Genomic DNA, 26,934 nt, shown 5'->3' on the forward strand with positions numbered 1-26,934 from the left:
ACGGGTATGGCTGAGCCTGTGACGCCGCTCGGACCATCTGACTTATCTGGCTTATCTGTGGACAACCCTCGCGAAGGTAAAGCCGCTGCGCGGCCTCAGAACTGTTTCAACGGCAGGCAGGCCGGCCCAACCGGATCGAAGGCCTTGTAGGTCAGGATGAATTCCTGGTGCCCCATGGCCTCGCTCAGGGTCTGGCGGCCGGCGGCGACCTCCAGGATCAGGTTGGTGATCTCCTCGCCGACCTCGTCCAGGGTGCCACGGCCTTCCATGATGCGGCCGGCGTCGATATCCATATCGGCCGCCAGCTTGCGGTAGGTTTCCGGGTTGGCGCAGACCTTGATCACCGGCGATATGGCCGAACCGACGACGCTGCCGCGGCCGGTGGTGAACAGCGTGACATGGGCCCCGCAGGCGATAAGCTCCACAATTTCCGCATTATCGGAAATGTTGGGGAAGCCGAAGCGCGGTTCACCATCCGGCACCACGTCCAGCAGGTACAGCCCGCCGGTCGGCGGCAGGTCGCCCGGTTTCAGTATCCCGCAGATCGGCGCCGCGCCCGACTTGGAATAGGCGCCCATCGACTTTTCTTCCTGGGTGGTCAGGCCGCCCTCGGCATTGCCGGGCGCGAACGAGCCGAAGCCCATGACCGTGTAGTAGGCCTCGGCCTTCTGGACGCAGGCTTCCAGCTCGGCGCCCAGTTCCGGCGTGATGGCGCGCGAGGCCATGATCTTTTCGCAGCCGACCAGTTCGCCGGTTTCTTCGAAGATGCAGGCGGCGCCCAACGCCCCAAGCGTGTCGAAGGCGCGGCCGACGGCCGGATTGGCGGTGATGCCCGACGTGCCGTCCGAGCCGCCGCAGATGGTGGCGACGACCAGTTCGGACACGTCCATCTGGCCGCGCGGTGTTTGGTTGGCGACAGCCTGGATACGGCGCACGGCCTCCAGGCCCTTGCGGATGGTCTCGGCGGTGCCGCCTTCGTTCTGGATGACGAAGGTCTCGACCGGGCGACCCGAGGCCTCGATGGCGCGGGTCAGGGCGCTGCGGTTGAAGCTTTCGCAGCCCAGCGACACCAGTACCACGCCGCCGACATTGGGGTGGGTGCAGAGCGCCTTCATCATGTCGAAGGCGTAGTGGTTGGGATAGCAGCCCGGAAAGCCGATCAGATGGACTTCGCTGTCGTCGGCCTTGTCGACGATGCGGCGGGCGACGTGGTGGGCGCATTCGACCAAATAGGCGACCGCGATGACATTGCGGATGCCCTTGCGGCCGTCGTTACGCAGCCAGGCCTCGAACTGTTGCTCAGCCATGGCCCGTGGCCTCACGCGTATGGGAACTGATGTAGTCGCTTTTCATATTGTGCATATGGACATGGCCGCCGCGTTGCGCATCGGCAGTCATCGAGCCGATCGGGGCGCCGTATTTGTAGATCTTGTCGCCGGCCTTCAGGTCGTAGCGCGCGATCTTGTGGCCGACATCGATATCGGATGACAGAGCGGCATCGGCATCGTCGAAGGTCACGACCTGGCCGACTGTGGCGTGTTCGCGGCAGACCAGGACATTGTCGTCGCCATGCAGCAGGATAAAGGGGCCGAAATTCATGACGTTACGCTTTCGGGGACAGGTGCGTCCTCGTGCATCAGGCCGCGCTCTTTCAGCGCCTCCCACAGGGCGTCCGGGATCGGGGTGTGGAAAAGGTCGAGATTGGTCTCGACCTGGCCCGCTGAGACCATGCCCGGGATGACGCAGGCCACCGCCGGGTGGGCCAGGGGAAATTGCAGGGCTGCTGCCGGCAGGGGTACGCCGTGGTCGGCGCAGATGCGGCCCAGCGCCTTGGCGCGGGTGGCGACGTCCTCAGGGACGGCGCCGTAATTGTAATGGTTGTCGCCGACCAGGATACCGGAGTTGAATGGCCCGCCCAGGATGATCGACATTTTGCGGCGTTCGCATTCCGGCAGCAGGTCGTCGAGCGCGCCCTGTTCCAGCAGGGTATAGCGTCCGGCCAGCAGGATGGTGTCCAGGTCGGTATGCGGCATGACCTCGAGGCAGATGCCGGTCTCGTTGACGCCAAGGCCGATGGCGCCGACATTGCGTGCCGACTTCAGCTCGTCCATGGCGCGGTAGCCGCTGTTCAGGAAAATCTTGGTGTGATGGGCGGCGTTATCGCCGTGCGGCATGGTGCCGATATCGTGGCATAGCAGGATGTCGATATAGTCGCGTTTCAGGCGGGCCACGCTGGATTCGAACGACCGCATGATGCCGTCATAGGAATAGTCGAAGCGCGGCTCGAACGGATCGCCGTCGACAAAGCCATGTCGTTCGGTTCCCGGTGGTGGCGTGCCGGGCAGGGGATCCAGCACGCGGCCGACCTTGGTCGACAGGATGGCGCCCGCCGGCAGCATGGCGCCGACGCGACGCTCCGACAGACCCTGGCCGTAGTGCGGGGCGGTGTCGACATAGGCGATGCCGTGCCGGAAAGCGGCGTCCAGCGCCTTTTCAGCATCTTCGTCGGCGACGGTGCGGTACAGGTTGCCGATTCCCGCCGCGCCGAAACCAAGCGCGGTGACGGTCACCGGCGTCTTGCCGATGGCGTTTCGAGGCAGGGAAGGGATAAGGCTCACCGGGTTACGCGTTTCGTCGCTGAGATTTAAGTTTGAAACTGTTCTTATAGATGAAATGAATAACAACCCGTCATGTCACAGGCAAGCAAATTATCTCGTGTCAGCCGGGGCCGCCCAAGGATTTGCTCAGGGTCTTGGCCACCGTCTTCAGCCGGACCAGGGCCTCGTCCTGGGTAACGCCGTCATGGACGTGGATATAGGGCATGGTCAGGGCGGCCACCGTGGTGACGTCGCTCATCACCGGCGCCGAAAGGTCGGTGATGCCGTCGATATATTCCGAAGCCGAGGTGAAATGGCCCTGGCCCAGGGCGGCTTCGGCGTGGGCTTCGAAGCTCTTCCATTCGTCGCTGGTGGCGCCGGCCTTGAGCAGGGTGCGCCATTGTTCGCGGATCTTGGGTTTTTGAAACGCGTAGAGCACCACGCCCGAGGTCGAATGGATCAGCGGGCGCTGGTAACCCACCCGCACGGAGAAGCCGAGGTCGCCCGGCGCTTCGATGCGGGCAATGACCACCATGCGGTCGTCAGAGGCGATGGTCAGATGGCAGGCTTGGCGGGTGGCTTCGCTTAGGGACTGCATCATCGGCAGGGCGCTGGCCAGAAGGTTCTGGCTGGGGCCGCGCGAGATGCCCAGCGAGAACAGCTTGTTGGTCAGTTCGAAGCCGTCGCCGCGTGGCGAGGCGCCGACATAGCCGCGCGCTTCCAGCACCTGGACCATGCGGAACAGTTCGCTGACCGACCGGTCCAATTGCTGGGAGATCTGCGACAGAGTCATGGGGCTCTTGGCTGAGGCCAGCAGTTCCAGGACGTCGAGGCCCTTTTCGAGCGCCGGGGCGCGGTACTTGGCGGCAGGGGAGTCTTTGGTGTCTTTAGGCATTTTGCAGAGCCTCGTCGAAGGCGTAAAGGCGGCGGGCATTGCCGCCCAGAATGGCGTCACGTATGAGGGTGTCCTTATCGGCCAGCCAAGCCGAGGTCCAGTCAAACCAGGCACGGTAGCTGTCCTTGAGCAGGACGACTGGCCAGTCGGAGCCCCACAGCAGCCGGTCGGCGCCGAAAGCGGCGAACAGGTGGTCGGCATAGGACGTTATTGGCAGACCATCCGCCTCGGTCAGCAGGCCAGAAAGCTTGCAGGCGACATTGGGGTTTTCGGCCACGCGGGAAATCTGGTCCGCCCAGGGCTGCATCTCACCGGCGGCGATGGGCGGCTTGGCGCCGTGGTCGATGATGATGCGCAAGGTGGGGTAGTCGCGGGCGATGCGGTCGATGGCGGCCAGGTGACGCGTAAAGACCAGGGCGTCGAAGATCAGGCCGCGTGTGGTCATCTCTTCCAGGGCGGGGCGGCAGGCGTCCTGCAGGATCCAGTGGTCTGCCAGCCCTTGCAGCATCGGGCGGAGGCCCTTCAGCTTCGGCTGGCGCGATAGATAGGCGATGCGGTCGGGCGCCTTGGGCGAGGCAAAATCGGTCCAGCCCACCACCGCCTTTATCAGCGGCTCGGCCTTGGCCAGGGACAGCATCCACATGGTGTCGGTTTCGGACGGCTGGGACTGAACCAGGACCGTGCCGGTGACGCCACAGTCGGCCGTGACTTCGCGCAGGTCGGCGGCAACGAAGTCGCGGTATATCTCCGGCAGGTCCGGCGTCGGCCATGAATGGTCGTTGCGGCCGATCTGCCAGAGATGCTGGTGGGCGTCGATGATCATTAGTGTGAGGGTGCTGTGGAGGGATCGGCCTTTACGCCCTTGGGCGCGGTGAAGGCGTAGAGGGCGATGACGGCGAAACAGGCGGCGACGACCACGAAGGCAGTGCGGATATGGCTGTGGTCGGAGACAAAGCCCATGATCGCCGTCAACACGGCGCCGCCGATGATGCTCATGACCAGAAGGGACGAACCTGTCTTGGTCAGGTTGCCGAGGCCGGCGATCGAGACGGCGAATATGGTGGGGAACATGATCGACATGAAGAAGGACGAGGCGACCAGAGCCCACATGCCGGTTTCTCCGCCCAATGCCACGGCCGTGGCCATCAGGGCGATATTGATAACGGCAAAAACACCGAGGATCAGGTTGGGCGACAGCTTGCTCATCAGGGCCGTGCCGAAGAAGCGGCCGGCGGCGAAGGCGCCGAGGGCATAGTAGAGATAGGTGGCAGCGTCCTTGTCGACCAGGCCGATTTCCTTCTGGCCGTAGCGGATCATGTAGCTCCAGATGCCGACCTGAGCGCCGACATAGAAGAACTGCGCCACGACGCCCAGCAGGAAGCGCGGCTTGCTGAACAAACGGCCGATCGAGGCGAAGAAGCCGACATGTTCGCCAGTGTCCTCTTCGGCGTTTTTGACGGCGGCGGCGGGGAATTTCGACAACAGGACCAGGGCGGCCCAGGCCAGGACGACAACGCCGATGATCAGGTAGGGCGTCTGCACAGCCTTGACTTCGGAGACGAAGAAGGCCTGGCGCGCGGCGTCGGTCATGGCGGCCAGAGCCGACTCATCATGTTCGATGCCGGACAGGATGAAGGTCTGGCCGACCCAGATTCCGGCCAGCGACCCCAAGGGGTTGAAGGCCTGGGCCAGGTTGAGGCGGAAAGCTGCCTTTTCCGGTGAACCCAGGACCGTGATCAGCGGATTGGCCGAGGTTTCCAGGAAGGCGAGGCCGGACGCGATGATGAACAGGGCGCCCAGGAAGTTGTTGTATTGGTGGTTTTCGGCGGCCGGCCAGAACAGGAAGGCGCCGATAGCGTACAGGACCAGGCCCACGATCACGGCGGCCTTGTAGCCCAGCTTGCGCATCAGGAAGGCGGCGGGGAGGGCGAGGAAGAAATAGCCCATATAGAAGGCCGACTGGACCAGGCCCGACTGCAGGTCGCTGAGGACGAAGGCTTTCTTGAACTGCGGGATCAGAATGTCGTTGAGGTTGTTGGCCATGCCCCAGAAGAAGAACAGGGCGGTGATCAGCAGCACGGGCCAGAGCGCATTACGCGCCGGCGTGCCGGGGGCAGGCGATGTCGACATGGATATTTTCCCTGAGTATTTTGGGGTCTCTAATAACCCTTGTTCTTGTGTGACATTTAACATCACATATGAACGCGCTCGTCAAATATGAAATTTGCCAAGCCGGATTTTGCCGTCTATATACTCAGACAATAACGAGGAAGCCCATGCCGGACAAACTGTACTATGCGCTGGATCTCAAGGATGATCCAGTGTTGATCGAACGTTACAAGGCCTGGCATGCCCCCGGAGCGGTGCCTGCGGCGATCAACGCCTCGATTCGCGATGCCGGCATCGAGGCGCTGGAGATCTTCCTGGTCGGCAACCGGATGTTCATGGTTCTGACGCCGGGCGAGAGCTTCGATCCGGCGGCCAAGGCGGCAGCCGATGCCGCCAGTTCCGACGTCCAGGCTTGGGAGACCCTGATGTGGCAGTTCCAGCAGGCCTTGCCCTTTGCCGCCGAAGGTGAAAAATGGCTGCCGATGCAACGCATCTACGCCCTGAGCGAACAGCCGTAAAAAGTACTACAATTTCGTTCCGGCCTGCGCTAAGAAGGCCGGCCAGCACAAAATCACAGGGAAAAAGTTTCTATGTTTACCGCGTCCAAGCGTCTCAAAATCGGTCTGATCGGTCTCGGCAAGATCGCCGTCGACCAGCACATACCGTCGATCCGCGCCAATCCGGCGCTGGAACTGGTGGCCGGCTGCAGCCCCAGCTCGCGTGTCGACGGCTTGGCCGGTTACAACACCATGGAAGAGATGCTGGCCGCCCATCCCGAAATCGACGCCATCGCCATCTGCACGCCGCCGCAGATCCGTCACGCCATCGCCAAGAAGGTGATTGCCGCCGGCAAGCACACCTTCCTGGAAAAGCCGCCCGCGGCGACCCTGGGCGAGGCTGAAGCCATTGCGGCCCTGGCCAAGGCCAAGGGCGTCAGCTTGTTGGCCTCGTGGCATTCGCGTTTCGCTCCGGCGGTCGAAGCGGTGCGTCAGTGGATCGCCGAGCGCGACATTTCTTCGGTCAAGATCGTGTGGAAGGAAAACGTCCGTCAGTGGCACCCGGGCCAGAAGTGGATCTTCGAAGCTGGCGGCATGGGCGTGTTCGACCCGGGCATCAATTCTTTGTCGATCCTGACGGCGATCCTGGCCGACGCGGTGATCGTGAAGAAGGCCGACCTGCATATTCCGGTGAACTGCGAGGCGCCGATCCAGGTCGAGATGGATATGACGACCGAGAACGGCCTGCCGATCCGGGCGGAGTACGACTTCCTGCAGACGGGTATTCAGACCTGGAGCATCTATATCGAGAGCGCCAAGGGCGAGAAGCTGGCCCTGCACCTGGGCGGGACCGAGCTTGAGATCAATGGCCACGTCAAGATCAAGGAAAAGGAAGCGGAGTATTCGGGTTTGTATGCCCACTTCCTGAGCCTGGTGAATGCGGGCAAGTCGGATGCCGATTTTGCGCCGCTGCGCATCGTCGCCGACGCCATGCTGTTGGGCAAGCGGATCGCCGCGCCGGAATATATCGAGTAGGGCAACTGTGCGGCGGAACCGGTTTTAAGGGTTGTCCACAGATAAGCCAGATAAGCCAGATGAACAGCGCTGAGTCGGATAGATTTGCCGCTGTTCCTGTGGTTTTTCGACGAGCTTTGCTCGTCAGTCTCATTCACCGAACGAAGCGCCGGACGTCGTCAGAAACGCCGTCCATCTGGCTTATCTGGCTTATCTGTGGACAACCCTTCGGGGCGTCTTGGGGCAAACGCCATGCCTCAGTTAAACGTTTCACTTGGCAAATCGGTGACAAGGTGACACTCTGACCTGCCTCTGTATCGGAAGGCATCAGATTGTCCCAAGACCTGTTCGAAGCGGCCCGCGCCGCCATGCAGCACAGCCACTCGCCCTATTCAAAGTTCAAGGTCGGCGCTGCCCTGCGTGACGAAAACGGCCGCATCCATGCCGGCTGCAATATCGAAAACGTCGCTTTCCCGGAAGGCATCTGCGCCGAGGCCACCGCCATCGCCCACCTGATCATGGCCGGCAGACGTCATATCACCGAAGCCGCCGTCATCGCTGAGCGCCTGCCCTTGGTCGCGCCCTGCGGTGGCTGTCGTCAGAAGCTGTCGGAATTCGCGTCGCCCCAGACCCGGGTGTGGCTGTGCGATGACGCGGGGCCGCAGAAAGCTTTCACCCTGGCCGAACTGCTGCCGGCCGCGTTTGGCACGGACAGTCTGGCTTAGTCGTGCTAAGTTTCCGCATCCCGAAGAGGTGCGGTCATGAAAGCGATAATTCCGGTCCTGATGATGGCGCTGGCGGCGCCGGCTCTAGCGCAGACCGTTCCGCCGCTGAGCGACGAAGACATCGCCTTTCGTCTCACGCCTGGCGCCGGGGTAGAGACGCGCATCGACGGCGACCTTAACGGTGACGGCCAGACCGACACCGTCTATATCGAAGGCACCGAGGATAAGCGGACCCTGAACATCCTGATGGCCTATCGGGAAGAAACAGATATGGGCCACGACCCGAAGGGCACAGTCGAGTTCGAGGTGTCGCAGTTCGCGCCGGCGACGCTCAAGATCACCGATAAGGGCGTGCTCGTGGTCGAAGACATGACCGGCGGCACCACTGCTACCACCGCGACCTATCGTTACCGCTATGACGCCAAGGCGGGACGGATGCGGCTGATTGGGCTGGACGCCACGGTCTACAGCCGCACCAATCAGCACGGCTATACCGAGATATCCTGGAACCTGCTGACCGGCGACTTCGTCCGCGAAACGGCGGAACTGGCGCAAGGTGAGGGCGATGCCGCCTACGCAGATCCGGTGGTGAAAAAGAGCAAGCGTTCAACGGCGCCGGGCTATATGGAAGAGACGCCGAATCCGGACGATGTGCTGAGTGAGTAATTCCGAACGGTGGGGAGTGACCTGAAGAGGACCCCTCCGTCTCGACGCGCTTGCCGATGGCCTTCGGCCCGGCTGCGCTTGCTCGCCACCTCCCCATCTTCGATAGGGAGGAGAAGGAAGTAAGGATGAACGAGACGTCGGCGTTTAGGCGTCGTCGACGAACTCGGCTTCTTCGGTGTTGGTGCGGGTGACGCGGGCGACACGCAGAGCGTTCGTCGAGCCCGACTTGCCGAATGGCATGCCCGCCACGATGACGATGTCCTGGCCAGGTTCGGAAATACCTTCCGTCCGCGCCAGCTTGGTGGCCACGGCCACGGTTTCCGTCATCGAGTGGGTGATCGGCGTCAGGACCGGGTGCACGCCCCAGGTCAGGGCCAGGCGGCGGGCGGTCTGGATGTTAGGTGTCAGCCCCATGATCGGCGCGGTCGGACGTTCGCGCGCCACGCGCAGCACGGTGCTCGACGAATTGGTCATGGCAGCGATAGCCGAGGCGTCGATCGTCTGGGCGACCTGGCGCGCCGCCGCAGCGATAGCACCCGATGTGGTCTTTTCCGGCTCCGGGCGGCGGCGGTCGGTCATGGTGCGCCAGCCGTCGTCCTGTTCGACCCGGGCAACGATACGGTCCATGATGGTTACCGCTTCGATCGGGTACTGGCCGGCGGCGGTTTCGGCCGACAGCATGACGGCGTCGGCGCCGTCGAACACGGCGGTCGCCACGTCGGATGCCTCGGCGCGGGTGGGCGTGGGGGCCGTAATCATCGACTCCAGCATCTGGGTGGCGACGATAACCGGTTTGCCATGGGCGCGGGCGGCCTGGACGATACGCTTCTGGGCCAGGGGCACTTCTTCCGGCGGCAGTTCGACGCCCAGATCGCCGCGGGCGACCATGACGGCGTCGGACAGGCGCATGATCTCTTCAAGATTGTCCAAAGCCTGCGGTTTTTCCAACTTGGACAGCACCCAGGCGCGCCCCTTGATGATTTCGCGGGCTTCAAGGACGTCCTCTGGACGCTGGACGAAGCTCAGGCCGATATATTCGACGCCGCGCTCCAGCGCGAACTCCATGTCAGAACGGTCCTTTACGGTCAGGGCCGGGATGGGCAGAACGACGTCCGGAACGTTGACGCCCTTGCGGTCGCTGAGGCGGCCGCCGATGACCACGACGGTTTCCAGGTGATCTTCGCGCACATGGGTGACGCGCAGCTTCAGCTTGCCGTCGTCCAGCAGCAGGTGCGAGCCGATCTGGGCGGCGGTGATGATTTCCGGATGGGGCAGGTTGGCGCGGCGGGAATCGCCCGGAGTCGGGTTCAGGTCGAGGCGGAAGGCCTGACCGGCGGTCAGCACCACGGCGCCGCCCATGAAGCGGCCGACGCGAAGTTTCGGACCCTGGACGTCGGCCAGGATGCCGATCGGGTGCTTGGTCCTGGATTCCAGGTCGCGGATCAGATCGATGTTGCGGCCATGGTCCTCGTGGCTGCCGTGCGAAAAATTCAGCCGGAAAACGTCGGCGCCGGCCTGGTGCAATTGCGCCAGCATCTCAGCGTTCGAACTGGCGGGGCCCAAGGTGGCGACGATTTTGGTTTTGCGGCGGCGGAGGATTTTCAAAGCACGACTCATTGAAAAGGTTCGTTTTTTCTTAGGTTTACCTGACGCGCGCAGCCGCCCGCCGAGCAATCGGCGCCACAAAGCCTGTGTTCTGCCTCAGGGTCAAGTCAAATTTAGGTGGCGGGATGACAGCGCTGTCTTTTGACGATATAGTTAAATATCGCCTGAGACGCATTCGCACTTGTCGGACAATAGGTCGCAGGCTAACGTAGAAGTAAGCAAATCGTAAAAATCTTCCCCGGAACGATGTTTTTCATTTGCCAACCATGCAAAAGCGCGCTTTTTGCAATTTGATTTAATTAATCGGTGAGGTCAGGGTCGCGCCGCGTCACTCATCGCCATAACGTGTACAGGCAGGAAAAATGTCAGAAACCCAAACCGCAACCAAACCGGGGGGCAGTGTCGCCCTGGCGGTTGTCTATGTCACCACGCTGTTCTTTATCTGGGCGGTGATCACCAATCTCCTGGATCCGCTTGTGAAGACGATGAAGACCGTCTTCACCCTGACGCCGGTCCAGACCATGTTGACCGGCTTCGCGTTCTTCATTGCCTACTTCATCATGTCGCTGCCGTCGGCCGCGTTCCTGTCGAAGCTCGGTTACGCCCGATCGATCATGGTCGGCCTGGGCGCCATCGCCGCCGGCTGCTTTATCGCCATCGCCGCCGCCCATCTGCATATCTACACCATCTTCCTGGTCGCCCTGTTCACCATGGCGTCGGGCGTGACCCTGCTGCAGGTCGCCGCGAACCCGCTGATCGCCTCGATGGGCGATCCGAAGGACTCCGCCTTCCGCCTCAACCTGTCGCAATCCTTCAACTCCCTGGGGGCCGCCAGCGGCATCTGGTTCGGTTCGGCCTTCCTGCTGAAGGGACCGATCTTCGAAAAGGACGTCGTCATGACGCCGGCCCTGGCTGAGCAGGCTCTGGGTTTCGTCACCAATGTGTACTTTGCCATCGGCATGGCGCTGGTGATCTTCATCGCCCTGATCTGGCTGGTGCGTGCCAAGATCACCGCCGCTGCCCCAAAGACGGGCAAGCTGGTCATGCCGTTCATTGCCCTGACCTCCAAGTGGGCGAATCTGGGCTCGATCGGCATCTTCCTCTATGTCGGTGCTGAAGTCGCGATTTCGCTGCACCTGATCCTGTTCCTGGAACAGAAAAGCATCCTGGACCTGAGCGCGGAACTGGCCGGCAAGCTGGCCGCCTTCTACATGATCTTCGCCATGATCGGCCGATTCACCGGTTCGGCCCTGCTGAAGTTTGTCCGTGACTACTATCTGCTGGCCTTCGTGGCCGTGGGCGCCATCGCCCTTTCGCTGGTGGTCATCTTCACCCGCGACATGGTGCCGTCGGCCCATAACGGCGTGCTGAACCTGTTCATCGCCGAGGCTCCGCTGACCTCGGGCCTGATCCCGGCCTTTGCCGCGCTGTTGATCGGCCTGTTCAACTCGATCATGTTCCCGACCATCTTCACCCTGACGCTGCAACGCTCGTCGGCGCCGACCTCGGCCACCTCGGGTCTGCTCTGCCTGGCGATTGCCGGTGGCGCTGTCCTGCCGCTGGCTTTCGCCTGGCTCGAAGAAAAGACCGGCAGCATGTCGCTGGGCTTCATTGCCCCGCTGATCTGCTACATCTACGTCCTGTGGTTCGCTTTCGCGGCCAAGGGTGCGCCGACCCACGCCATCGAAGAAGGCGTGAGCTCGGGTCACTAAGACCTCTACGATCGGCCCCCGGATGTTCGCATCCGGGGGCTTTTCTGCTTTTGAATTCTTAAAACAAAGACTGAAAATTTAATGCTGTACGTGGGTGTGGACTTCGGGGGAACCAAGATCGAAGCGGCCGCTTTGTCGCAGAACGGCACCTTCCTGTCGCGCCAGCGTGAACCCAATCCGGGAAATTACAAGGACGCCCTTCAGACGGTCTGCCAACTGATCGCCCGCGTCGAAGCCGAAGCCAAACAGGCCGACCCCAGCCTTGCCACCCGTGTCGCAACCATCGGCGTCGGCGCGCCCGGTTCGGTCAGCCCGCGCACAGGTGTGATGCGCAATGCCAATTCGACCTGGCTGAACGGCACGACCTTCCGTGAGGATCTTGAGACCGCCATCAAGCGCCCGGTTCGCCTGGCCAATGACGCCAATTGCCTGGCCCTGAGTGAGGCCATCGACGGCTCTGCCAAGGGACTGAAAACCGTTTTCGCCATCATTGTCGGCACGGGCTGCGGCGGCGGCCTGGTGGTCGATGGTCACCTGATCGAAGGCGCCAACGGGTTGACCGGCGAATGGGGCCATATTCCCCTGCCGTGGCAAAAACCCGAGGAATTCCCCGGGCCGACCTGTTGGTGCGGCCACAAGGGTTGCCTGGAGACCTGGGTGTCGGGCACCGGTTTCGCCCGCGATTTCCAGGCCGTCACCGGCAAGGCGCTGCGCAGCGAGGAGATCATCAACGGTATGCGCGCCGGCGACCTGGAATGCGAAGCCGCTTTCGACCGCCTGATGGACCGGCTGGGCCGCGCCATGGCGGTGACGGTCAACATGCTGGATCCTGACGCCTTCGTGTTTGGCGGCGGCCTGTCCAATGTCCACGAAATCTATGACCGGCTGCCGGCCAAGATCCTGCCGTACGTCTTTTCCGACGGCTGGCGCGCCGAGCTGAAACCGGCGCAGTGGGGCGACAGCTCCGGGGTGCGCGGCGCCGCCTATCTGTGGGCGCAAGGACATTAGTATCGGCTTGTAGCCGCTGGCGATTTTTGCCAAGGTCGGTAAAAAGCAGGGGCGAATTCATGATCCGGAAAAGTCTCATCGGCGTGGCGATTGCCGTGCTTGCCACGGGCGCCGTGGCGCAGACCCCGACCCACAGCCCCAACGGTCGCTTCAATATGGTCTTTCCGGGTGGCAAGGCTAAACCCGCGGTGCCGACGGTTCAGGTGGTGAAGCCGCTTACGGCGCAACCTGTTCAGGCCGAGCCGGTTTCAGAACAGGCTATCGACGCGCCTCCACCACCACCGCCGACGCAGGAAGCCGTAGCGGCGCCTGCGCCCGCCGGCCCCCGGCCAGATGTCGTCATTCCCACCACGGCCGGTCAGGTCGGCGGTGAAAAACTGTGGGACGGCAGCCATGTCTTCCGCGCCGTGCCGTTCGCCCGCCCACCGGTCGGTGACCTGCGCTGGCGCGCGCCGCAGGATCCGCAGTCCTGGCAAGGTGTGCGTTACCGCAAAGAGTCGGCGCCGGCCTGTCTGCAGGTCGATCTCGGATGGCAGTCGGAGATGGCGAAGACCAGTTCCGAGGACTGTCTTTATCTTGAGGTTCGCAGTCCGAATACGACCGGTAAGCTGCCGGTCATGGTCTTTATCCATGGTGGGGCGAATCGCGCCGGAGGGGCGGCCGGAACGGTCATGGCCGGGTTTGCGCCCAAGGGCGTGGTCATCGTGTCGATTCCCTATCGTCTGGGCGCCCTGGGTTTCCTGTCGCACCCGGCGCTGACGAAGGAGCAGGGCGGGGCGTCGGGCAACTACGCCTTGATGGACCAGGTCAAGGCGCTGGAATGGGTGCGCGACAATATCGCGGCCTTCGGCGGCGATCCGGGGAATGTCACCATCGTGGGCCACAGCGCCGGCGCCCAGGATGTCGGTTTGTTGCTGGCGTCGCCGCTGGCCAAGAGGCTGTTCCACAAGGCGATATCCGAGTCGGGTCCGCCGCAGTTCGGCCTGCCGCCCCGGACCCTGGCGCAGAACGAGGCGATCGGCATGGAACTGGCCGGCCAGATCAGCATGAGCCCGCCCGACAGCGCCCAGGCGCTGGCCGACCTGCGCCGCCAGCCGGCGATCTCGATCCAGGAACTGACCGACAAGATCCCGCCGCCAGTCGAGGATTCTTCGTTTATCTGGTTGCAGGCGATCGTCGACGGCAAGGTCTTGCCGCGGGCGCCGGAGGATGTGTTCCGTGCCGGCGACGCGGCGAAGGTGCCGCTGATCATCGGCGTGTCGGCTCAGGAACTGGGACTGCATGGCGGCGAGGCGAATATCTACAAGGCGGTGTTCAACGCCTTCGGGCCGTGGCGATTCAAGGCGATGAGCTTCTACCGCATCGACAAGGGCAAGCCGCCGAAGGCTGATCCGCTGCTGGGCGACACGGCGATGCAGATATCGACCGATATCATGATGCGCTGCCCGGCCGACTGGACGGCGGCGCAGATGACGCGAGCCGGCAACCGGGCCTTCCTGTATCATTTGAGCGTCGACAAGGATGGCAAGATCCATCACGGATCGGAGCTGCATTTTGTCATGAACCCAAGGCCGGACGGGCAGGGGGATGCGACGTGGCCGCCGCTGCTGGACTATTGGGTGGCGTTTGCCAAGACGGGCGATCCGAATGCGCCGGGCTTGCCGCGCTGGCCGGTCTATGGCGACGACAGGAGCTATATCGACTTTACGACCAAGGGACCGTATGCGCGGACGGAGCTGCGCGGACCGGTGTGCAGTTTGCTCGACAGGCCTTGACGAGGAGGAACTATGGAAGATTCTGACGAAGTCCGTCGTTCTCGCTTAGAGACGTTTGATGCGGCGCTTTTACGCGGCTTGGCAGATATGGAGGCTGGTCGCGTTGTCGATGCAGACGAAGTCTTCTCGCGTTTGGAAGCCAAATATGCCCGTTTGGCCATCGAGCACGGAGAACGTGGAGGTTCCTGAACCCGCCGCGTAGCGGCAAAAGCGTAAAGAGGTTGAAACACGAATGGCCACGAATGAACACGAATATCCGCGAATTATTCGTGTTCATTCGTGGCCATTCGTGTTTCAACCTCTTTGAGTAGATTCCGCTTCGCGGAAGATTCAGAATGCACCATGACCGATATTCCCGAACAGCCCCTGGCCGGCAGACTGGTTGGTGATGAGCACCATCTCCTGGTGCGAATCTATTACGAGGACACCGACTTCTCCGGCGTTGTCTATTACGCCAACTATATGAAGTTCTTCGAACGCGGCCGGTCCGACTACCTGCGCCTGATCGGCGTCCACCACCATGAACTGGCGCAGATGGACCCGCCGCTGGCCTTTGCCGTCACCCATATCGACATCACCTACAAGGCGCCGGCGAAAATCGACGACATTGTCCTGGTGCGGTCACGCTCTACCGGTGTGAAGGGGGCGCAGTTCTTCCTGCACCAGCGAATCGAACGCGACGGCGTCCTGCTATGCGAAGCGCACTTTGACGCCGTCTGCCTGGGTTTCGACGGGCGGCCGCGGCGCCTGCCCAAGGTGCTGATTAACGCTATAAATCACACGGTTACCGACAAAAAAGGCGGTTAGAACTTCATTTCTCGCTTTCTTTTTGGGCGCAGTTTTACGAAAAAGATGCTGACACTTTTTCTAAACGTGCTTGCAGGCCATAGAATTGTCGTGAAACTTGGGGCAATGTGGTTCACATATAGCCCAATACAAACTCGCATTAACTGTTTCGGGGGTGCATCATGAGCGCCGGTCACGCCTCTCCAGCTTCGCTGGACTTCATCAACCTGTTTGTGAACGCCGACCTGGTGGTCAAGGTGGTGATGGTCATCCTGATCTTCTCATCGCTGTGGTCATGGGCGATCATCGTCCAGAAATCCCTGTCGCTGGGCAAGATCAACAAGGAGGCCGATAACTTCGAAGCGGCGCTCAGTTCCGGCCGGGCGCTCGACGATATCGCCGCCGCCTTGGGCACCCATCCCAAAGAGCCGTTCCAGAAGCTGCTGGTCATCGTCACCTCGGCATGGCGCGATTATAAGGGCAAACCGATGAACGCCGCGCAGGGCGATCTGCTGATGGCCCAGGTCGATCGCGAAATTTCGCACGTCGTTACCTCCGAAGCCGACAGCGTCGAAGACGGCCTGTCGATCCTGGCCGTCATCGCCACAGCGACGCCGTTCCTGGGCCTGTTCGGCACGGTGTGGGGCATCATGAACGCCTTTTCGGCCATCGCCTCGCAGGGTGACACCAACCTGACCACGGTGGCGCCGGCGATTTCCGAAGCTCTGTTCGCCACCGCCATGGGGCTGTTCGCCGCCATTCCGGCCTATGTCGCCTTCAACCTGTTCAATGCCAAGGTGTCGCGCTTCGCCACTCGCATGGAAAGCTTTGCCGATGAGCTGATGGTGTCCCTGACCCGCCGCCTCGGCGAAAAGCTGGGGGGCTAAGACCATGGCCATGGGTTCTGCCGGTTCGGGAGGCAGCCGCCGCGGCAATCGCCGTGTCCGCCGCCGCTCGGCCCTTTCCGAAATCAACGTCACCCCGATGGTCGACGTCATGCTGGTCCTGCTGATCATCTTCATGATCTCGGCACCACTGCTCAATTCGGGCATCGACATCAACCTGCCCAAGACCGAGGCCGCCGCGCTGAAGGAAGAGACCGATCCGGTCACGGTGTCGGTCGACCGGGCCGGTCAGATCTATGTCAACGACAAGCCGGTCAGCTACGACGCCCTGGCGCCGCGGCTGCTGGCCATTACCGGCAACGAAACCGAACGTCCGGTCTATGTCCGTGGCGACGGCGACACCAACTGGGGCGTCGTGGCCCAAGTGATGGGCAAGCTGTCCAGCTCGGGCTTCACCAAGATCAGTATCGTGACGGATCCCATGGGCAAATCCGGCGCAGCGGCATCGTCCTCGGCGGGAGCGTCGTCCTAGATCCCATGCAGCGGCACCTTCCGTCATGGCTGGTTTCGATTCTCCTGCACGCGGGCTTGCTTGCGCTTGCCTATATCGGCTGGGCGACGGCACCGAAACCCGTGAAGGTGACGTCGATCGCGGTTGAAATCATCTCTGAGACGCAGAGCCAGGAAATGGCGCCGGCGCCGGTTGATGAACTGGCGGTCAATGACCCGCAACCGATTCCGGCCGTCGAGGATGTTCAACCGACGCCGCCGGAGCCGGAACCGCAGCCCGTGCCGACGCCGCAAAAGGCGACCGCTCCGGCCAAGCCGGAGAAGAAGCCCGAGCCGGCGAAAAAGGACAAGGCGCCCAAGCCTGATCCCAAGGGTAATCAGAAGCCCAAACCTGACAAGCAGGCCAGCGCCGCCGACGATCTGCTCAACCGCAGCTCCACCTCGCCGGCGCAGTCGAAGAGTCGCATACCGCCACGCGCCAGTACGAAGCCGACCGATGGCCGGTCGGATCGCGGCGCCGCGGCCGAGGATGCCGGCGCCAAGGCGGACCTGGACGCGCTGACAGACCGTCTGGGCCAGGCCTGGACTTTGAACTGTGACGTGCCTGGCGTGCGCAGCATGGTCATCCAGTTGACCTTCAAGCTGTCGCCCAATGGACGCGTTATCGAAGGTCCGACCTGGGCCAATCCGCGTAGCGATCAGGTGTGGCGGGCCAATTCCGAACTGGCCATCCAGGCGGTGAAGAAGACAGCGCCGTTCCCGGGCCTGAATCCGGGTGTCTATAACAAGAAGCTGAAGATCAATTTCGACGCGGCGGAGGTCTGCCGTGGCCGTTAGGTGGTTGGTTGTCGCCGGTCTGGCTCAGTGCGCGAAACAGGCCATGATCAACGGGCAGCCATATTCCGGCCTGTCTGAAGGGATATATGACAGGCGGCTCATCATGCCTTTCGATGCCGCCGCCGTCTGTGAGAATTCGAGGAAAGCCACACCATGACCAAGTCTGATCCCTTTCTGTCACGCCGGACAATCTTGAGCCTGGTGCCGGCCGCAGGTGCGGCCGCTGTGTTGGCCGGGCCGACCGGTGCCTGGGCGCAAGACGAACTGGAAGGCACGGTCCGCCAGGCCAATGTCAAGCCTCTGGCCATCGCCATCATGATCACGGGCACCGACCCGTCAGGCAGCAATATCGGCGAGCAATTGACCAAGGTCGTTATTAACGACCTGCAAAGCTCGGGCTATTTCGCGCCGATCGATCCGCGCGCCTTTATCGAGACCTCGCTGGACGTCAATTCGCCGCCGACCTGGGAGAACTGGACCGCCATCAACGCCCAGTTCCTGGTCAATGGCCGCGCCTATATCAACGACCAGGGACAGGTCCAGGCCGATGTCCGCCTGTGGGACATCTATTCGCAAAAGGAAGGCAGCCCCGGTGTCGGGTTTGCCATCACACCGGAACAGTGGCGCCGTGTGGCCCACAAGCATGCCGATGCCATCTATGAGCGGTTGACCGGCGAAAAGGGCTATTTCGACACCCGAATCGCCTTCGTTGCCGAAAGCGGCAAGCGCGGTGACCGCATCAAGCGCCTGGCCATGATGGACCAGGACGGTGCTAATCCGCAGTACCTGGCCGTCGAAGGCTCCGGCAAGATCATCACGCCGCGCTTCTCTGCCAAGGGCGACGAGATCGCCTATATGGCCCTGTCCGCTGACAGTGCGCGTATCTTCCTCTACAACCTGGAGCGCCGGCGCGGCGAACAGGTCGGGCAGGTGAAGGGCATGGCCTTCGCGCCGCGCTACTCGCCGGACGGTTCGAAACTGGCCTTCTCGGTGTCCCAGGGCGCCAATTCCGACATCTATGTCATGAACCTGCCCAATGGCTCCCTGAGGCGGTTGACCTCGGATCCCGCGATCGATACCTCGCCGTCCTTCTCCGCTGACGGGTCGCGCATCGCCTTTACCTCGGACCGCGGTGGCTCGCCCCAGATCTACATCATGGGCGCCGATGGATCAGGTGCGCGGCGCATCACTTTCGGTGGAGGGCTTTATTCGACGCCGGTGTTTTCGCCCAAGGGTGACCTGATCGCCTTCACCAAGCAGTCCAAGGGCCGCTTCTCGATCGGCGTGATGAACCCCGACGGTTCCGGCGAGCGCCTGCTGACCTCGTCCTACCTGGAGGAGGGGCCGACCTGGGCGCCCAACGGCCGCTACATCATGTTCTTCCGCGAGCCGCCGGGCGGCATGCCGTCGCTGTGGATGGTTGAGGTCAATGGCCGCATCGAGCGGCCGGTGCCCTATACCGGCGGCGCTTCGGACCCCGCCTGGTCGCCCTTACTGCCTTAGTTGACGCCTCATGTTATCCCAAAAGTGGCATTCCACTTTTAGGCAAGAGGCTTAGATATCATCCGATACGCGAAAGCCGTTGCAGATGGAATTTATGCCGCCTTTAGTTTGACAAAATGGGAAAGGCATATCATCGTGACAGCCGATAAGTTTTGGTGACATCCGATTGTCGCAAGACGATGAAAATATCCCCTGGTTTCATAATTTCGTGAGAGGAATAATTATGACCCTATCGACAAAGTCCATCGTCAAGGTGGCCCTGGTAGCCTTCGTGATGACCTCGGTGGCCGCCTGTACGAAGAAGGAAAAGCCGGTGGTCGATACGACTCCGCCGGTTGCGACCACCACGACTCCGGCAACCCAACCCACCGTTCCGCCGAAGACAACCACCCTTCCGCCGGTCGGCATCACGCCGGGCTCGCAGCAGGACTTCGTGGTCAATGTCGGCGACCGCGTCTATTTCGACACCGATCAATCGTCCATCCGTGCTGACGCGCAAAGCGTCCTGTCGGCTCAGGCTGCCTGGCTGGTCCGCTATCCGGCCGTCAAGATCCGTATCGAAGGCAATGCCGACGAACGCGGCACCCGCGAATATAACTTCGCCCTGGGCGCCCGCCGCGCTCAGGCTGTGGCGGACTTCCTGACCTCCAAGGGCGTTGTGCCGTCGCGCATCGCGACCATCTCCTACGGTAAGGAACAACCCATTGCCACCGGTTCGGACGAGGACGCCTGGCAGCAAAACCGTAACGGCCACACGGCCCTTACGTCGGGCGCAAACTAAGGTTGGCCAAATCCCAGATAGTGAAGGGCCTTCCGCTTCGGCGGGAGGCCTTTTTCCTATTCGGACAAATGGGGTTTACGTCTTATTTCAGCCCGACTATGCTGTTACGCCTAGGGGCTGGCGGGACAACCGCAGCAGACGTGTGACAGTTTTCAAGGGCGGGGTACAAGCCTATGGCGCATAACGGATTTTCGCAAAAACTTCTGGGCTGGAAGCAGCAGGGCCGTGTGGTGGCTGGCGCTTCGATCGTGGCCCTGAGCCTGGCCTTCGGTGCAACGACCACGGCCGTGTTCCTGCCGTCCGGCGCCCATGCCCAGATTTTCGGCGACGAGGACGAGGAAGAAGACCTCGGGCGTCCCGCGACACCGGCCGGCGCCTGGGACGAAAAGCGTCTCAACCGTCTGGACCGCAATGTCCGCAAGCTGGAGCGCGCCGTCGCCCGCGTCGAGAACAAGAAGACCCCGCCGATCCTGATCGAGCCCGATCCCGAGGTTGTGGCGCTGCAGGCCACCGTCGACAGCCTGTCGCGCAAGCAGGACGAACAGGGCGAGGTGATCACCCGCCTGACGGGTCAGTTGGAAGAGGCGCTGTACGCCAACCAGCAGCTCCAGGCCACGGTCAACGCCCAGAATGCCCGCATCGACGCCCTGTCGCGGCGGGTCGACAATACCGACGCCCATCTGAAGGACATCGACGCCCTGCTGGCGCCGCCGCCGCCGCCGCCGGCTTCGACCGGTACGGCCGAGGGCGATTTCGACCAAGCCTTTGCCTTGCTGACCTCTGGCCAGACCGACGATGCCGGCCGCGCCTTTGAGGCCTTTACGACGACGTGGCCCGAGGCGGCGCAACTGCCGGAAGCTTGGTTCCGTCTGGGCCAGATTCGCAGCATGAAGCAGGACACGGCGGGTGCGGTGGCGGCCTATGCCACCTCCCTGAAGGGGTGGCCAAAGACGTCGTGGGCGCCGGAAGCGACCGTGCGGCTGGCCGGGGCCTTGACCGATTCCAACCGTCCGAGCGATGCTTGCCTTGCGCTGGGTCAATTTGACAAGCTGTACGCCAAGACGGCGACGAACGAGCACAAGACCATGGCCAAGACGCTCAAAGCGCGGAGCAATTGCGCGGCGTAGCCGTTCTATGTCTGGCAGCTTTCGCATGAACCGCGTTCACACCGTCCATCTGACTTATCTGGCTTATCTGTGGATCAAACCTATCCAAGGTAGCGGCCGCCCCCGTAGAGGCAGACTAACCCTTGGCGAGCAGGCTGAACGTCCGCAAGAGGTTGTCCACAGATAAGCCAGATAAGTCAGATGGACAGTGTTGACGCGCTAGGGTGTGTAACTGCGGTGCGTGTCTTATTGCGCTTCGCGCGGAAGCGCCGCCGGTCCGGAGGCGCCAAGCCCAAAATCCGTGTTCATCCGTAGTTCAAATAGTCTTCCGATGATTGACAAAGCGGCCCCAGGTTCCGAATTCGGCGCGTTGCTGGACGGCCACGGTCCGGTCGGCGTTGCGGTGTCCGGAGGCGGCGATTCGGTCGCCCTGCTTTACCAGCTCGCGGAATGGGGAATGCGCCCGCTGCATGTCCTGCACTTCGACCATGGGGTCCATCCCGACAGCGGTCTTTGGGCGCAGAAGGTCGCCGCACATGCGGAGCATTTGAGACTTCAGTTTCACGCAACGCGATGGATGGGTGACAAGCCTACCACGGGCATGTCGGCGGCGGCGCGTTTCGCGCGTCACGCGGCTCTTGCCGCGACGGCGCGCCATTTGGGGATCAAGGTCATCTGCCTGGCCCATACCGCCGATGATATTGCCGAGGCCGCCTATATGCGTACTCAGGGCTCGAACGTCGGTACGCCCAGGACCTGGTCGCCGTCGCCGGTATGGCCGCAGGGCAGGGGTGTCTTCCTGTGCCGCCCCTTGCTTGATGTTCGCCGGGCCGATCTGCGGGACTGCCTCACCCAGGCCGGCGTGACCTGGATCGACGACCCGGCCAATGACAATCCCCAATCGCTGCGCGCCCGGGCCCGTCAGGTTCTGCAAGGCCGGGCAGGGGACGACGTCCACGACGATATCCGCCTCGCCCGGGCCGAGATTGAAGCGCTCCTCCACGACCCGGAAGGCTGGTCCGGGCTGGGCCTGCTGCGATTCAAGGCTGAACCGTTTTACCGCATGCCGAAAGACGTCGCCCTACACCTCCTGGCGACGGCCGCGGTCTGTGCCGGTGGTGGAGATCGATTGCCGCGCGGCGACCGGATCGAACGGCTGTACGATCAGGTGCCCGGTGGTGCATCCCATACCCTGGCCGGGGCGCGTATCCAGCAGGCTCACGGTTTGATCCACATCCACCGCGAGGCTGGCGACATCGGCCGTCACGGTGATCCGCAGCAAGGCGACATGTGGGACGGCCGCTTCGAACTGGCCCGACAGGCGATCGCCACCGGTCGCGACCGCAGCGGCCTGAACGCCGCCGGCCAGGCCTTCCTGAAATGGCTCCCGGCCGACCTGCGTGGAACCTTACCGGCGGTGACCGGTTCAGGCCCGCATCTTGCATTGCCTCTTTATGGCGTTCCGGGGCAGAAGCATAATGAGACGGTGACGGCGACCTGCTGGGTGCTGGCGCGTTTTCTGGCCAGCGCCTGCCGGATCGAGCGTGAAACTGATTTGTGATCCCGCCCGGAAAAGTCCTGTAGCGAAACGACACGGCTCTCCCTATATGGGAGAAAATGTGCAAGACGGTCCCACCGGGGCCAGACGAGGATTGTAAGGCATGAACCTGCGATTGATGGCGATAGTCGGCGTAATTGTGGCGGTATTGTTCGCGGCCTACATGTATGTGGGCCAGGGCAAGAACGGTACGCCGCTGGCGAAGGGGCCGACGGAAATTGCGTATTCGGACTTGATGACCAGGATCAAGGCCGGGACCATTACCGAGGTGAAGATCCACAACGAAGAGATTCAGGCTGTCGACAACGCCAAGAAGCAATTCCGCAGCACCACACCCTTCGATCAGAAGGCGATGCTGGAGGCGCTGGATGCCAAGGGCGTCAAGGTCAATGTCCAGTCCGGCCGCATGTCGCTGCTGATGAATGTCATCACCACCCTGTTGCCGGTCATCCTGATCATCGGCATCTGGATCTTCTTCATGCGCCAGATGCAGGGCGGCGGCCGTGGCGGCGCCATGGGCTTCGGCAAGTCCAAGGCGCGCCTGCTGACCGAACACAAGAATCGCGTCACCTTCCAGGACGTGGCCGGCGTTGAAGAGGCCAAGGAAGAACTCCAGGAGGTCGTCGACTTCCTGAAGGATCCGTCGAAGTTCCAGAAGCTGGGCGGCAAGATCCCCAAGGGCGCGCTGCTGGTCGGTCCTCCGGGTACCGGTAAGACCTTGCTGGCCCGCGCTGTGGCTGGTGAGGCGGGCGTGCCCTTCTTCTCGATCTCCGGTTCGGACTTCGTCGAAATGTTCGTCGGCGTCGGCGCCAGCCGTGTCCGTGACATGTTCGACCAGGCCAAGAAGAACGCGCCGTGCATCATCTTCATCGACGAAATCGACGCGGTCGGCCGTCATCGCGGCGCCGGTCATGGCGGCGGTAACGACGAACGCGAACAGACCCTCAACCAGCTTCTGGTCGAGATGGATGGTTTCGAAGCCCAGGAAGGCATCATCATCATCGCGGCGACCAATCGTCCGGACGTTCTGGACTCGGCCCTGCTGCGCCCCGGCCGTTTCGACCGCCAGGTGACCGTGCCCAATCCCGACCTGACGGGTCGTGAAGCCATCCTGCGCGTCCACATGAAGCCGGTTCCGCTGGCCGTCGATGTCGACGTGAAGGTGATTGCCCGCGGCACGCCCGGTTTCTCGGGTGCCGACCTGGCCAACCTGGTCAACGAAGCTGCCCTGATGGCGGCGCGCAAGGACCGCAAGCTGGTGACCATGCGCGACTTCGAAGACGCCAAGGACAAGGTGCTGATGGGGGCCGAACGCAAGTCCATGGCCATGTCCGAACTGGAAAAGAAGAATACGGCCTATCACGAAGGCGGCCACGCCATCGTCGCGCTGAAGGTGCCGGAAGCCGATCCGGTCCACAAGGCGACCATCATTCCGCGCGGCCGGGCCTTAGGGATGGTGATGCAACTTCCGGAAGGTGACCGTTATTCGCAGAACTACGTCCAGATGACGTCGCGCCTGGCGATCCTTATGGCCGGCCGGGTGGCGGAAGAAATCATCTTCGGCAAGGAGAAGGTGACCTCGGGGGCGTCATCCGATATCCAGCAGGCAACCCGCCTGGCCAAGGCGATGGTGACGCGCTGGGGCTATTCCGACACGCTGGGCCTGGTCAATTACAAGGACAGCGAAGACGAGCATGGCGTCTTCGGCCGCGATGTCTCTGAATCGACGTCGCAGAAGATCGACGAAGAGATTCGTCGCCTGGTCCAGACGGGTTATGATGACGCCAAGCGCATCCTGACGGAAAACCTGGACGGTCTGCACCGCCTGGCCAAGACCTTGCTGGAGATCGAGACCCTGAGCGGTGACGAAATCGCCAAGATTCTGAACGGCGAAGAGATCGTCCGGGACGAGGAAACCGGTGTGGCGGTCGAGCTGTCGTCCCATCTGGCTGTGCCGGAAACCGAAAACGTCGCGGCGGAGTAGGTCGCGCGTTGATGAGTTGAGCGGGCGGGACTTCGGTTCCGCCCGTTTTTGTGTTTCAGCTTGCTAAAGCCGGTGGAATTTCACCACGGAAGGCGCGGAAACGCCGGCCTTTGGCCGTCGACACGGAAAAAATCACGGAAATCGACGCTGAACCGCGCGAAGCGCCTTGCTGTTGGTTACAATGATAAGGCGCTTCGCGCGTGAGATGAAACGACCGGAATTCCGAGCCTTTCGTGTCGCCGCGCAGCGGCGTTTCAGCGCCTTCCGTGGTTGATTCCACCGGCCTTACAGGAAATCCGGTCAAAACGACGCCCAGTTCGTCGTAATTCGATGCACCGCACCGCCGAGCCACTTCTTCAGTCGCGGCCGGCGCAGGACCGGAAGGGCGACCAGCTTCACCAGCCAGCTCGGCGTCGCCTGGAACATGTCCAGCCGCGCCCGCGTAAACGCCGGCAAACTGGGGTGACGCCGCGTGTCGGTACTGCGGGTGTAGCTGCGACCGTGCTTGCGCCACAGCGTCAGGGCTTCCTCGACATACAAAAAGCGATGCCGCAGGGCCAACTGGCAGTACAGCCACCAGTCGACGAAGCAGTCAAACGGCGGGTCCAGGTCGATGAACTTCAGGGTTTCACGGCGGATCATCACCGACGAAAAGGTCGGGATAACGTTCTCGAACAGCATCATCCGCCCGATAGGACGTGGCCACGCCGTGCGGCCCAGGCGGTGTTCGCGAACCCGGGCGTCGCGCAGGTAGCGTCGGCACTCCGCCTCATCACCGAACGGCACCACCGCATTGAACAGGACATCGGCATCGGGGTGACGCGCGAACAGTTCGCAGCGCCGGCTCAGGCAGTCCGGCCGCCACAGGTCGTCGCTTTCCAGGAAGGCAATCAGGTCGCCGTGGGCGTGGCGCAGGCCCAGCTTCAGGGTTTGCGCCAGGCCACGGTTCTGGCCGCCGGGGTGGGTCAGGAGGCGTATACGCCTATCGCTTGCGGCGAATGCTTCGATTATCCGCACGGAATTGTCGCTGGAGCCGTCGTCGACAATGATCAGCTCCCAGTCGCCGTGGTCCTGACTGAGGACCGATCGCAGGGTTTCGCCGATATAGGACTCGTAATTGTAACTGGCCGTTACAATCGACACGCTGGGCATGGGGAGAACCCGCTCGTTCGTTGCATGCGTAACCGCTAACGGGTGATTGCGACCGCAATATTGCAATGCGATAACAATCCGAAATTTTGCTTCGGCGCAGCGTTTTTGGTTTCCCAAACCTTACAAAAACGCGATTCGTTATGACTCTGTTAAGGACGATGGCGTTGAATGGGAAGCTAACCTGTCAGGTCGGCCTGCCCGCCGCGCGTCCGTGCTCCGGGCGCGCTGCTCAGGTCTTTTGAGTACTGGAGACCCGTATGCCCGCCGTTGTTCGTGGAGGCCGACGTCAAGCTTCCGCCCCGGCCCCCGCGCAGGGGAAGGGCGGCGCCAAGCCGGCCGGCAAGCGTCCGGCCGCGCGTAAGGCCGCCGGCGGCAAATCCAGCGTCGTCGGCTCCGTCGCCATCCCCAATGAGCTGCGTGCCTGGTTCGCGGTTATCGTCGTTGTCGTCCTGCTGGCTGTTGTACTGTTCACCGGCCAGCGCGCCCAGGCGCTCAGCAGCGCCATGACCGGCTTCGCCGACAGCCGCCTGGCCGCCATGGGGCTTAAGCTGAAGAACATCCACCTGGTCGGGGTCAGTGAAGACGCCGAACCGGCCATCAAGCAGGTGCTGAAAAAATCCCTGACCGCCGGCCAGCCAATCGCCCTGATGGACCTGAAGAAGCTGCAGGGCGATATCGAAGCCATCGGCTGGGTCAAGGAAGCCAGTGTCCGCCGTCAACTGCCGGGTGTCCTGGTGGTGTCGGTGGTCGAGCGCCAGCGTCTGGCCGTCTGGCAGTACAAGGGCCGCGACACGGTCATTGATGACCAGGGGCACGTCATCCCCGAAGCCCAGGCCAGCCAGTTCCTGGACCTGCCTTTGGTGGTGGGCGAGGGCGCCAATGAAACGGCGACCGAACTCCTGCAACTGATGCAGACCCGCCCCGCCCTGATGCAGAAGACCTATGCCCTGGTCCGTGTCGACACCCGGCGCTGGGACATCCACCTCAAGAACGGCGCCATCATCAAGCTGCCGGCGCTGAATCAGGAACAGGCGTTGAATACGCTGGACACCCTGATGACGCGCCAGCGGGTACTGGACCAGGGTTTCGCCGAGATCGACCTGCTCGATCCGTCCGCCCTCGTCGTGGTGCCCATCGAAGCCCGCCCGAACCTTTGATCTGACCAGAGAAGAAGCTCATGTCACGATTTGAAGACCGCCAGAACGCCCGCCTCAACGCCGCCCCGCCGCGTGCCCGAACCGCGCCCCAGCCCGTGGCCGCCAGCGCGCC

General features: G+C 62.5%; 26 protein-coding genes. 18 read left to right on the forward strand and 8 right to left on the reverse strand.

What is annotated here, in order from left to right; translation table 11 throughout:
- Positions 1–95 precede the first annotated feature (95 nt).
- The 6 genes from ABAC460_RS45445 to fucP all read right to left on the reverse strand — a co-directional run bounded on the left by ABAC460_RS45445 (position 96) and on the right by fucP (position 5,622).
- Positions 96–1,307: a UxaA family hydrolase gene (locus tag ABAC460_RS45445; RefSeq protein ID WP_023455534.1), complete on the reverse strand. Its 1,212-nt coding sequence runs from the start codon at positions 1,305–1,307 to the stop codon at positions 96–98.
- Entirely contained in the window at positions 1,300–1,599 is a 300-nt protein-coding gene (locus ABAC460_RS45450; RefSeq protein ID WP_023455535.1) for a UxaA family hydrolase, read from the reverse strand. The genes ABAC460_RS45445 and ABAC460_RS45450 overlap by 8 nt, the downstream gene beginning before the upstream one ends.
- Entirely contained in the window at positions 1,596–2,618 is a 1,023-nt protein-coding gene (locus ABAC460_RS45455; RefSeq protein ID WP_023455536.1) for an aldo/keto reductase, read from the reverse strand. Before ABAC460_RS45455 ends, ABAC460_RS45450 begins: the two co-directional genes overlap by 4 nt.
- Before the next feature lie 100 nt (positions 2,619–2,718).
- Positions 2,719–3,492 carry an IclR family transcriptional regulator gene (locus ABAC460_RS45460; protein ID WP_023455537.1) on the reverse strand — a complete coding sequence of 258 codons (774 nt, stop codon included), beginning with the start codon at positions 3,490–3,492 and terminating at the stop codon, positions 2,719–2,721.
- Positions 3,485–4,315 (reverse strand): amidohydrolase family protein, encoded by an 831-nt coding sequence (locus ABAC460_RS45465; protein ID WP_023455538.1) that lies wholly within the window; start codon positions 4,313–4,315, stop codon positions 3,485–3,487. Before ABAC460_RS45465 ends, ABAC460_RS45460 begins: the two co-directional genes overlap by 8 nt.
- Positions 4,315–5,622, reverse strand: a complete 1,308-nt coding sequence (gene fucP, locus ABAC460_RS45470) for an L-fucose:H+ symporter permease (protein ID WP_023455539.1) — start codon at positions 5,620–5,622, stop codon at positions 4,315–4,317. The genes ABAC460_RS45465 and fucP overlap by 1 nt, the downstream gene beginning before the upstream one ends.
- 146 nt (positions 5,623–5,768) lie before the next feature.
- On the opposite strand from fucP, the gene ABAC460_RS45475 reads away from it, so the two are divergent.
- The 4 genes from ABAC460_RS45475 (at position 5,769) to ABAC460_RS45490 (ending at position 8,503) form a co-directional block, all read left to right on the forward strand.
- Positions 5,769–6,119: an L-rhamnose mutarotase gene (locus tag ABAC460_RS45475; RefSeq protein WP_023455540.1), complete on the forward strand. Its 351-nt coding sequence runs from the start codon at positions 5,769–5,771 to the stop codon at positions 6,117–6,119.
- Positions 6,120–6,191: 72 nt separating this feature from the next.
- Entirely contained in the window at positions 6,192–7,133 is a 942-nt protein-coding gene (locus ABAC460_RS45480; protein ID WP_023455541.1) for a Gfo/Idh/MocA family protein, read from the forward strand.
- Between the two features lie 311 nt (positions 7,134–7,444).
- Positions 7,445–7,837 carry a cytidine deaminase gene (locus tag ABAC460_RS45485; RefSeq protein WP_023455542.1) on the forward strand — a complete coding sequence of 131 codons (393 nt, stop codon included), beginning with the start codon at positions 7,445–7,447 and terminating at the stop codon, positions 7,835–7,837.
- A gap of 36 nt (positions 7,838–7,873) precedes the next feature.
- Positions 7,874–8,503, forward strand: a complete 630-nt coding sequence (locus tag ABAC460_RS45490) for a hypothetical protein (RefSeq protein WP_023455543.1) — start codon at positions 7,874–7,876, stop codon at positions 8,501–8,503.
- A gap of 144 nt (positions 8,504–8,647) precedes the next feature.
- Here ABAC460_RS45490 and pyk read toward each other — a convergent pair whose 3' ends face one another.
- Positions 8,648–10,108, reverse strand: a complete 1,461-nt coding sequence (gene pyk, locus ABAC460_RS45495; protein ID WP_023455544.1) for a pyruvate kinase — start codon at positions 10,106–10,108, stop codon at positions 8,648–8,650.
- A 362-nt stretch (positions 10,109–10,470) separates the two neighbouring features.
- Between pyk and ABAC460_RS45500 the strand changes: the two genes are divergently transcribed.
- From ABAC460_RS45500 to ftsH, 13 genes are all read left to right on the forward strand, one after another.
- On the forward strand, positions 10,471–11,820 hold the full coding sequence (locus ABAC460_RS45500; RefSeq protein WP_023455545.1) for a sugar MFS transporter: 1,350 nt from the start codon (positions 10,471–10,473) through the stop codon (positions 11,818–11,820).
- Between the two features lie 81 nt (positions 11,821–11,901).
- Positions 11,902–12,828 carry an ROK family protein gene (locus ABAC460_RS45505; protein ID WP_023455546.1) on the forward strand — a complete coding sequence of 309 codons (927 nt, stop codon included), beginning with the start codon at positions 11,902–11,904 and terminating at the stop codon, positions 12,826–12,828.
- A gap of 59 nt (positions 12,829–12,887) precedes the next feature.
- Positions 12,888–14,603, forward strand: coding sequence for a carboxylesterase/lipase family protein (locus ABAC460_RS45510; protein ID WP_023455547.1), 1,716 nt, complete (start codon positions 12,888–12,890; stop codon positions 14,601–14,603).
- Between the two features lie 12 nt (positions 14,604–14,615).
- Positions 14,616–14,792: a hypothetical protein gene (locus ABAC460_RS50010; protein WP_155914752.1), complete on the forward strand. Its 177-nt coding sequence runs from the start codon at positions 14,616–14,618 to the stop codon at positions 14,790–14,792.
- A gap of 153 nt (positions 14,793–14,945) precedes the next feature.
- Positions 14,946–15,410, forward strand: coding sequence for a YbgC/FadM family acyl-CoA thioesterase (locus ABAC460_RS45515; protein WP_023455548.1), 465 nt, complete (start codon positions 14,946–14,948; stop codon positions 15,408–15,410).
- 161 nt (positions 15,411–15,571) lie between these two features.
- Entirely contained in the window at positions 15,572–16,276 is a 705-nt protein-coding gene (tolQ, locus tag ABAC460_RS45520; protein ID WP_023455549.1) for a protein TolQ, read from the forward strand.
- A 4-nt stretch (positions 16,277–16,280) separates the two neighbouring features.
- Positions 16,281–16,766, forward strand: coding sequence for an ExbD/TolR family protein (locus tag ABAC460_RS45525; RefSeq protein WP_023455550.1), 486 nt, complete (start codon positions 16,281–16,283; stop codon positions 16,764–16,766).
- Between the two features lie 5 nt (positions 16,767–16,771).
- Positions 16,772–17,581, forward strand: coding sequence for a hypothetical protein (locus ABAC460_RS45530; RefSeq protein WP_023455551.1), 810 nt, complete (start codon positions 16,772–16,774; stop codon positions 17,579–17,581).
- 174 nt (positions 17,582–17,755) lie between these two features.
- Positions 17,756–19,084 carry a Tol-Pal system beta propeller repeat protein TolB gene (gene tolB / locus ABAC460_RS45535; protein WP_369794146.1) on the forward strand — a complete coding sequence of 443 codons (1,329 nt, stop codon included), beginning with the start codon at positions 17,756–17,758 and terminating at the stop codon, positions 19,082–19,084.
- A 223-nt stretch (positions 19,085–19,307) separates the two neighbouring features.
- Positions 19,308–19,865 carry a peptidoglycan-associated lipoprotein Pal gene (gene pal, locus ABAC460_RS45540; RefSeq protein ID WP_023455554.1) on the forward strand — a complete coding sequence of 186 codons (558 nt, stop codon included), beginning with the start codon at positions 19,308–19,310 and terminating at the stop codon, positions 19,863–19,865.
- 173 nt (positions 19,866–20,038) lie between these two features.
- The gene (locus ABAC460_RS45545) at positions 20,039–20,992 is read left to right on the forward strand and encodes a tetratricopeptide repeat protein (RefSeq protein WP_023455555.1); all 954 of its coding nucleotides are present in this window, start codon (positions 20,039–20,041) and stop codon (positions 20,990–20,992) included.
- A 310-nt stretch (positions 20,993–21,302) separates the two neighbouring features.
- Entirely contained in the window at positions 21,303–22,532 is a 1,230-nt protein-coding gene (gene tilS, locus ABAC460_RS45550) for a tRNA lysidine(34) synthetase TilS (RefSeq protein ID WP_081716678.1), read from the forward strand.
- A 100-nt stretch (positions 22,533–22,632) separates the two neighbouring features.
- Entirely contained in the window at positions 22,633–24,513 is a 1,881-nt protein-coding gene (gene ftsH / locus ABAC460_RS45555; RefSeq protein WP_023455558.1) for an ATP-dependent zinc metalloprotease FtsH, read from the forward strand.
- Positions 24,514–24,813: 300 nt separating this feature from the next.
- Here ftsH and ABAC460_RS0125255 read toward each other — a convergent pair whose 3' ends face one another.
- Positions 24,814–25,665: a glycosyltransferase family 2 protein gene (locus tag ABAC460_RS0125255; RefSeq protein WP_023455559.1), complete on the reverse strand. Its 852-nt coding sequence runs from the start codon at positions 25,663–25,665 to the stop codon at positions 24,814–24,816.
- Positions 25,666–25,922: 257 nt separating this feature from the next.
- On the opposite strand from ABAC460_RS0125255, the gene ABAC460_RS45560 reads away from it, so the two are divergent.
- The gene (locus ABAC460_RS45560) at positions 25,923–26,822 is read left to right on the forward strand and encodes a cell division protein FtsQ/DivIB (RefSeq protein WP_023455560.1); all 900 of its coding nucleotides are present in this window, start codon (positions 25,923–25,925) and stop codon (positions 26,820–26,822) included.
- Positions 26,823–26,934 lie beyond the last annotated feature (112 nt).

This window comes from Asticcacaulis sp. AC460 (genome assembly GCF_000495795.1).
Classification (GTDB): Bacteria; Pseudomonadota; Alphaproteobacteria; order Caulobacterales; family Caulobacteraceae; genus Asticcacaulis.

What these genes read in the sequence shown, in the direction of transcription:
- tilS (WP_081716678.1), top strand. Translation starts at nt 21,303, where the DNA reads ATGATTGACAAAGCGGCCCCAGGTTCCGAATTCGGCGCGTTGCTGGAC.
- ABAC460_RS0125255 (WP_023455559.1), bottom strand. Translation starts at nt 25,665, where the DNA reads ATGCCCAGCGTGTCGATTGTAACGGCCAGTTACAATTACGAGTCCTAT.
- ABAC460_RS45515 (WP_023455548.1), top strand. Translation starts at nt 14,946, where the DNA reads ATGACCGATATTCCCGAACAGCCCCTGGCCGGCAGACTGGTTGGTGAT.
- ABAC460_RS45525 (WP_023455550.1), top strand. Translation starts at nt 16,281, where the DNA reads ATGGCCATGGGTTCTGCCGGTTCGGGAGGCAGCCGCCGCGGCAATCGC.
- ABAC460_RS45460 (WP_023455537.1), bottom strand. Translation starts at nt 3,492, where the DNA reads ATGCCTAAAGACACCAAAGACTCCCCTGCCGCCAAGTACCGCGCCCCG.
- ABAC460_RS45530 (WP_023455551.1), top strand. Translation starts at nt 16,772, where the DNA reads ATGCAGCGGCACCTTCCGTCATGGCTGGTTTCGATTCTCCTGCACGCG.
- ABAC460_RS45510 (WP_023455547.1), top strand. Translation starts at nt 12,888, where the DNA reads ATGATCCGGAAAAGTCTCATCGGCGTGGCGATTGCCGTGCTTGCCACG.
- fucP (WP_023455539.1), bottom strand. Translation starts at nt 5,622, where the DNA reads ATGTCGACATCGCCTGCCCCCGGCACGCCGGCGCGTAATGCGCTCTGG.
- ABAC460_RS45490 (WP_023455543.1), top strand. Translation starts at nt 7,874, where the DNA reads ATGAAAGCGATAATTCCGGTCCTGATGATGGCGCTGGCGGCGCCGGCT.
- ABAC460_RS45475 (WP_023455540.1), top strand. Translation starts at nt 5,769, where the DNA reads ATGCCGGACAAACTGTACTATGCGCTGGATCTCAAGGATGATCCAGTG.
- pal (WP_023455554.1), top strand. Translation starts at nt 19,308, where the DNA reads ATGACCCTATCGACAAAGTCCATCGTCAAGGTGGCCCTGGTAGCCTTC.
- ftsH (WP_023455558.1), top strand. Translation starts at nt 22,633, where the DNA reads ATGAACCTGCGATTGATGGCGATAGTCGGCGTAATTGTGGCGGTATTG.
- ABAC460_RS45480 (WP_023455541.1), top strand. Translation starts at nt 6,192, where the DNA reads ATGTTTACCGCGTCCAAGCGTCTCAAAATCGGTCTGATCGGTCTCGGC.
- ABAC460_RS45465 (WP_023455538.1), bottom strand. Translation starts at nt 4,315, where the DNA reads ATGATCATCGACGCCCACCAGCATCTCTGGCAGATCGGCCGCAACGAC.
- ABAC460_RS45560 (WP_023455560.1), top strand. Translation starts at nt 25,923, where the DNA reads ATGCCCGCCGTTGTTCGTGGAGGCCGACGTCAAGCTTCCGCCCCGGCC.
- ABAC460_RS45445 (WP_023455534.1), bottom strand. Translation starts at nt 1,307, where the DNA reads ATGGCTGAGCAACAGTTCGAGGCCTGGCTGCGTAACGACGGCCGCAAG.
- ABAC460_RS45505 (WP_023455546.1), top strand. Translation starts at nt 11,902, where the DNA reads ATGCTGTACGTGGGTGTGGACTTCGGGGGAACCAAGATCGAAGCGGCC.
- ABAC460_RS45545 (WP_023455555.1), top strand. Translation starts at nt 20,039, where the DNA reads ATGGCGCATAACGGATTTTCGCAAAAACTTCTGGGCTGGAAGCAGCAG.
- ABAC460_RS45450 (WP_023455535.1), bottom strand. Translation starts at nt 1,599, where the DNA reads ATGAATTTCGGCCCCTTTATCCTGCTGCATGGCGACGACAATGTCCTG.
- ABAC460_RS50010 (WP_155914752.1), top strand. Translation starts at nt 14,616, where the DNA reads ATGGAAGATTCTGACGAAGTCCGTCGTTCTCGCTTAGAGACGTTTGAT.
- tolQ (WP_023455549.1), top strand. Translation starts at nt 15,572, where the DNA reads ATGAGCGCCGGTCACGCCTCTCCAGCTTCGCTGGACTTCATCAACCTG.
- ABAC460_RS45500 (WP_023455545.1), top strand. Translation starts at nt 10,471, where the DNA reads ATGTCAGAAACCCAAACCGCAACCAAACCGGGGGGCAGTGTCGCCCTG.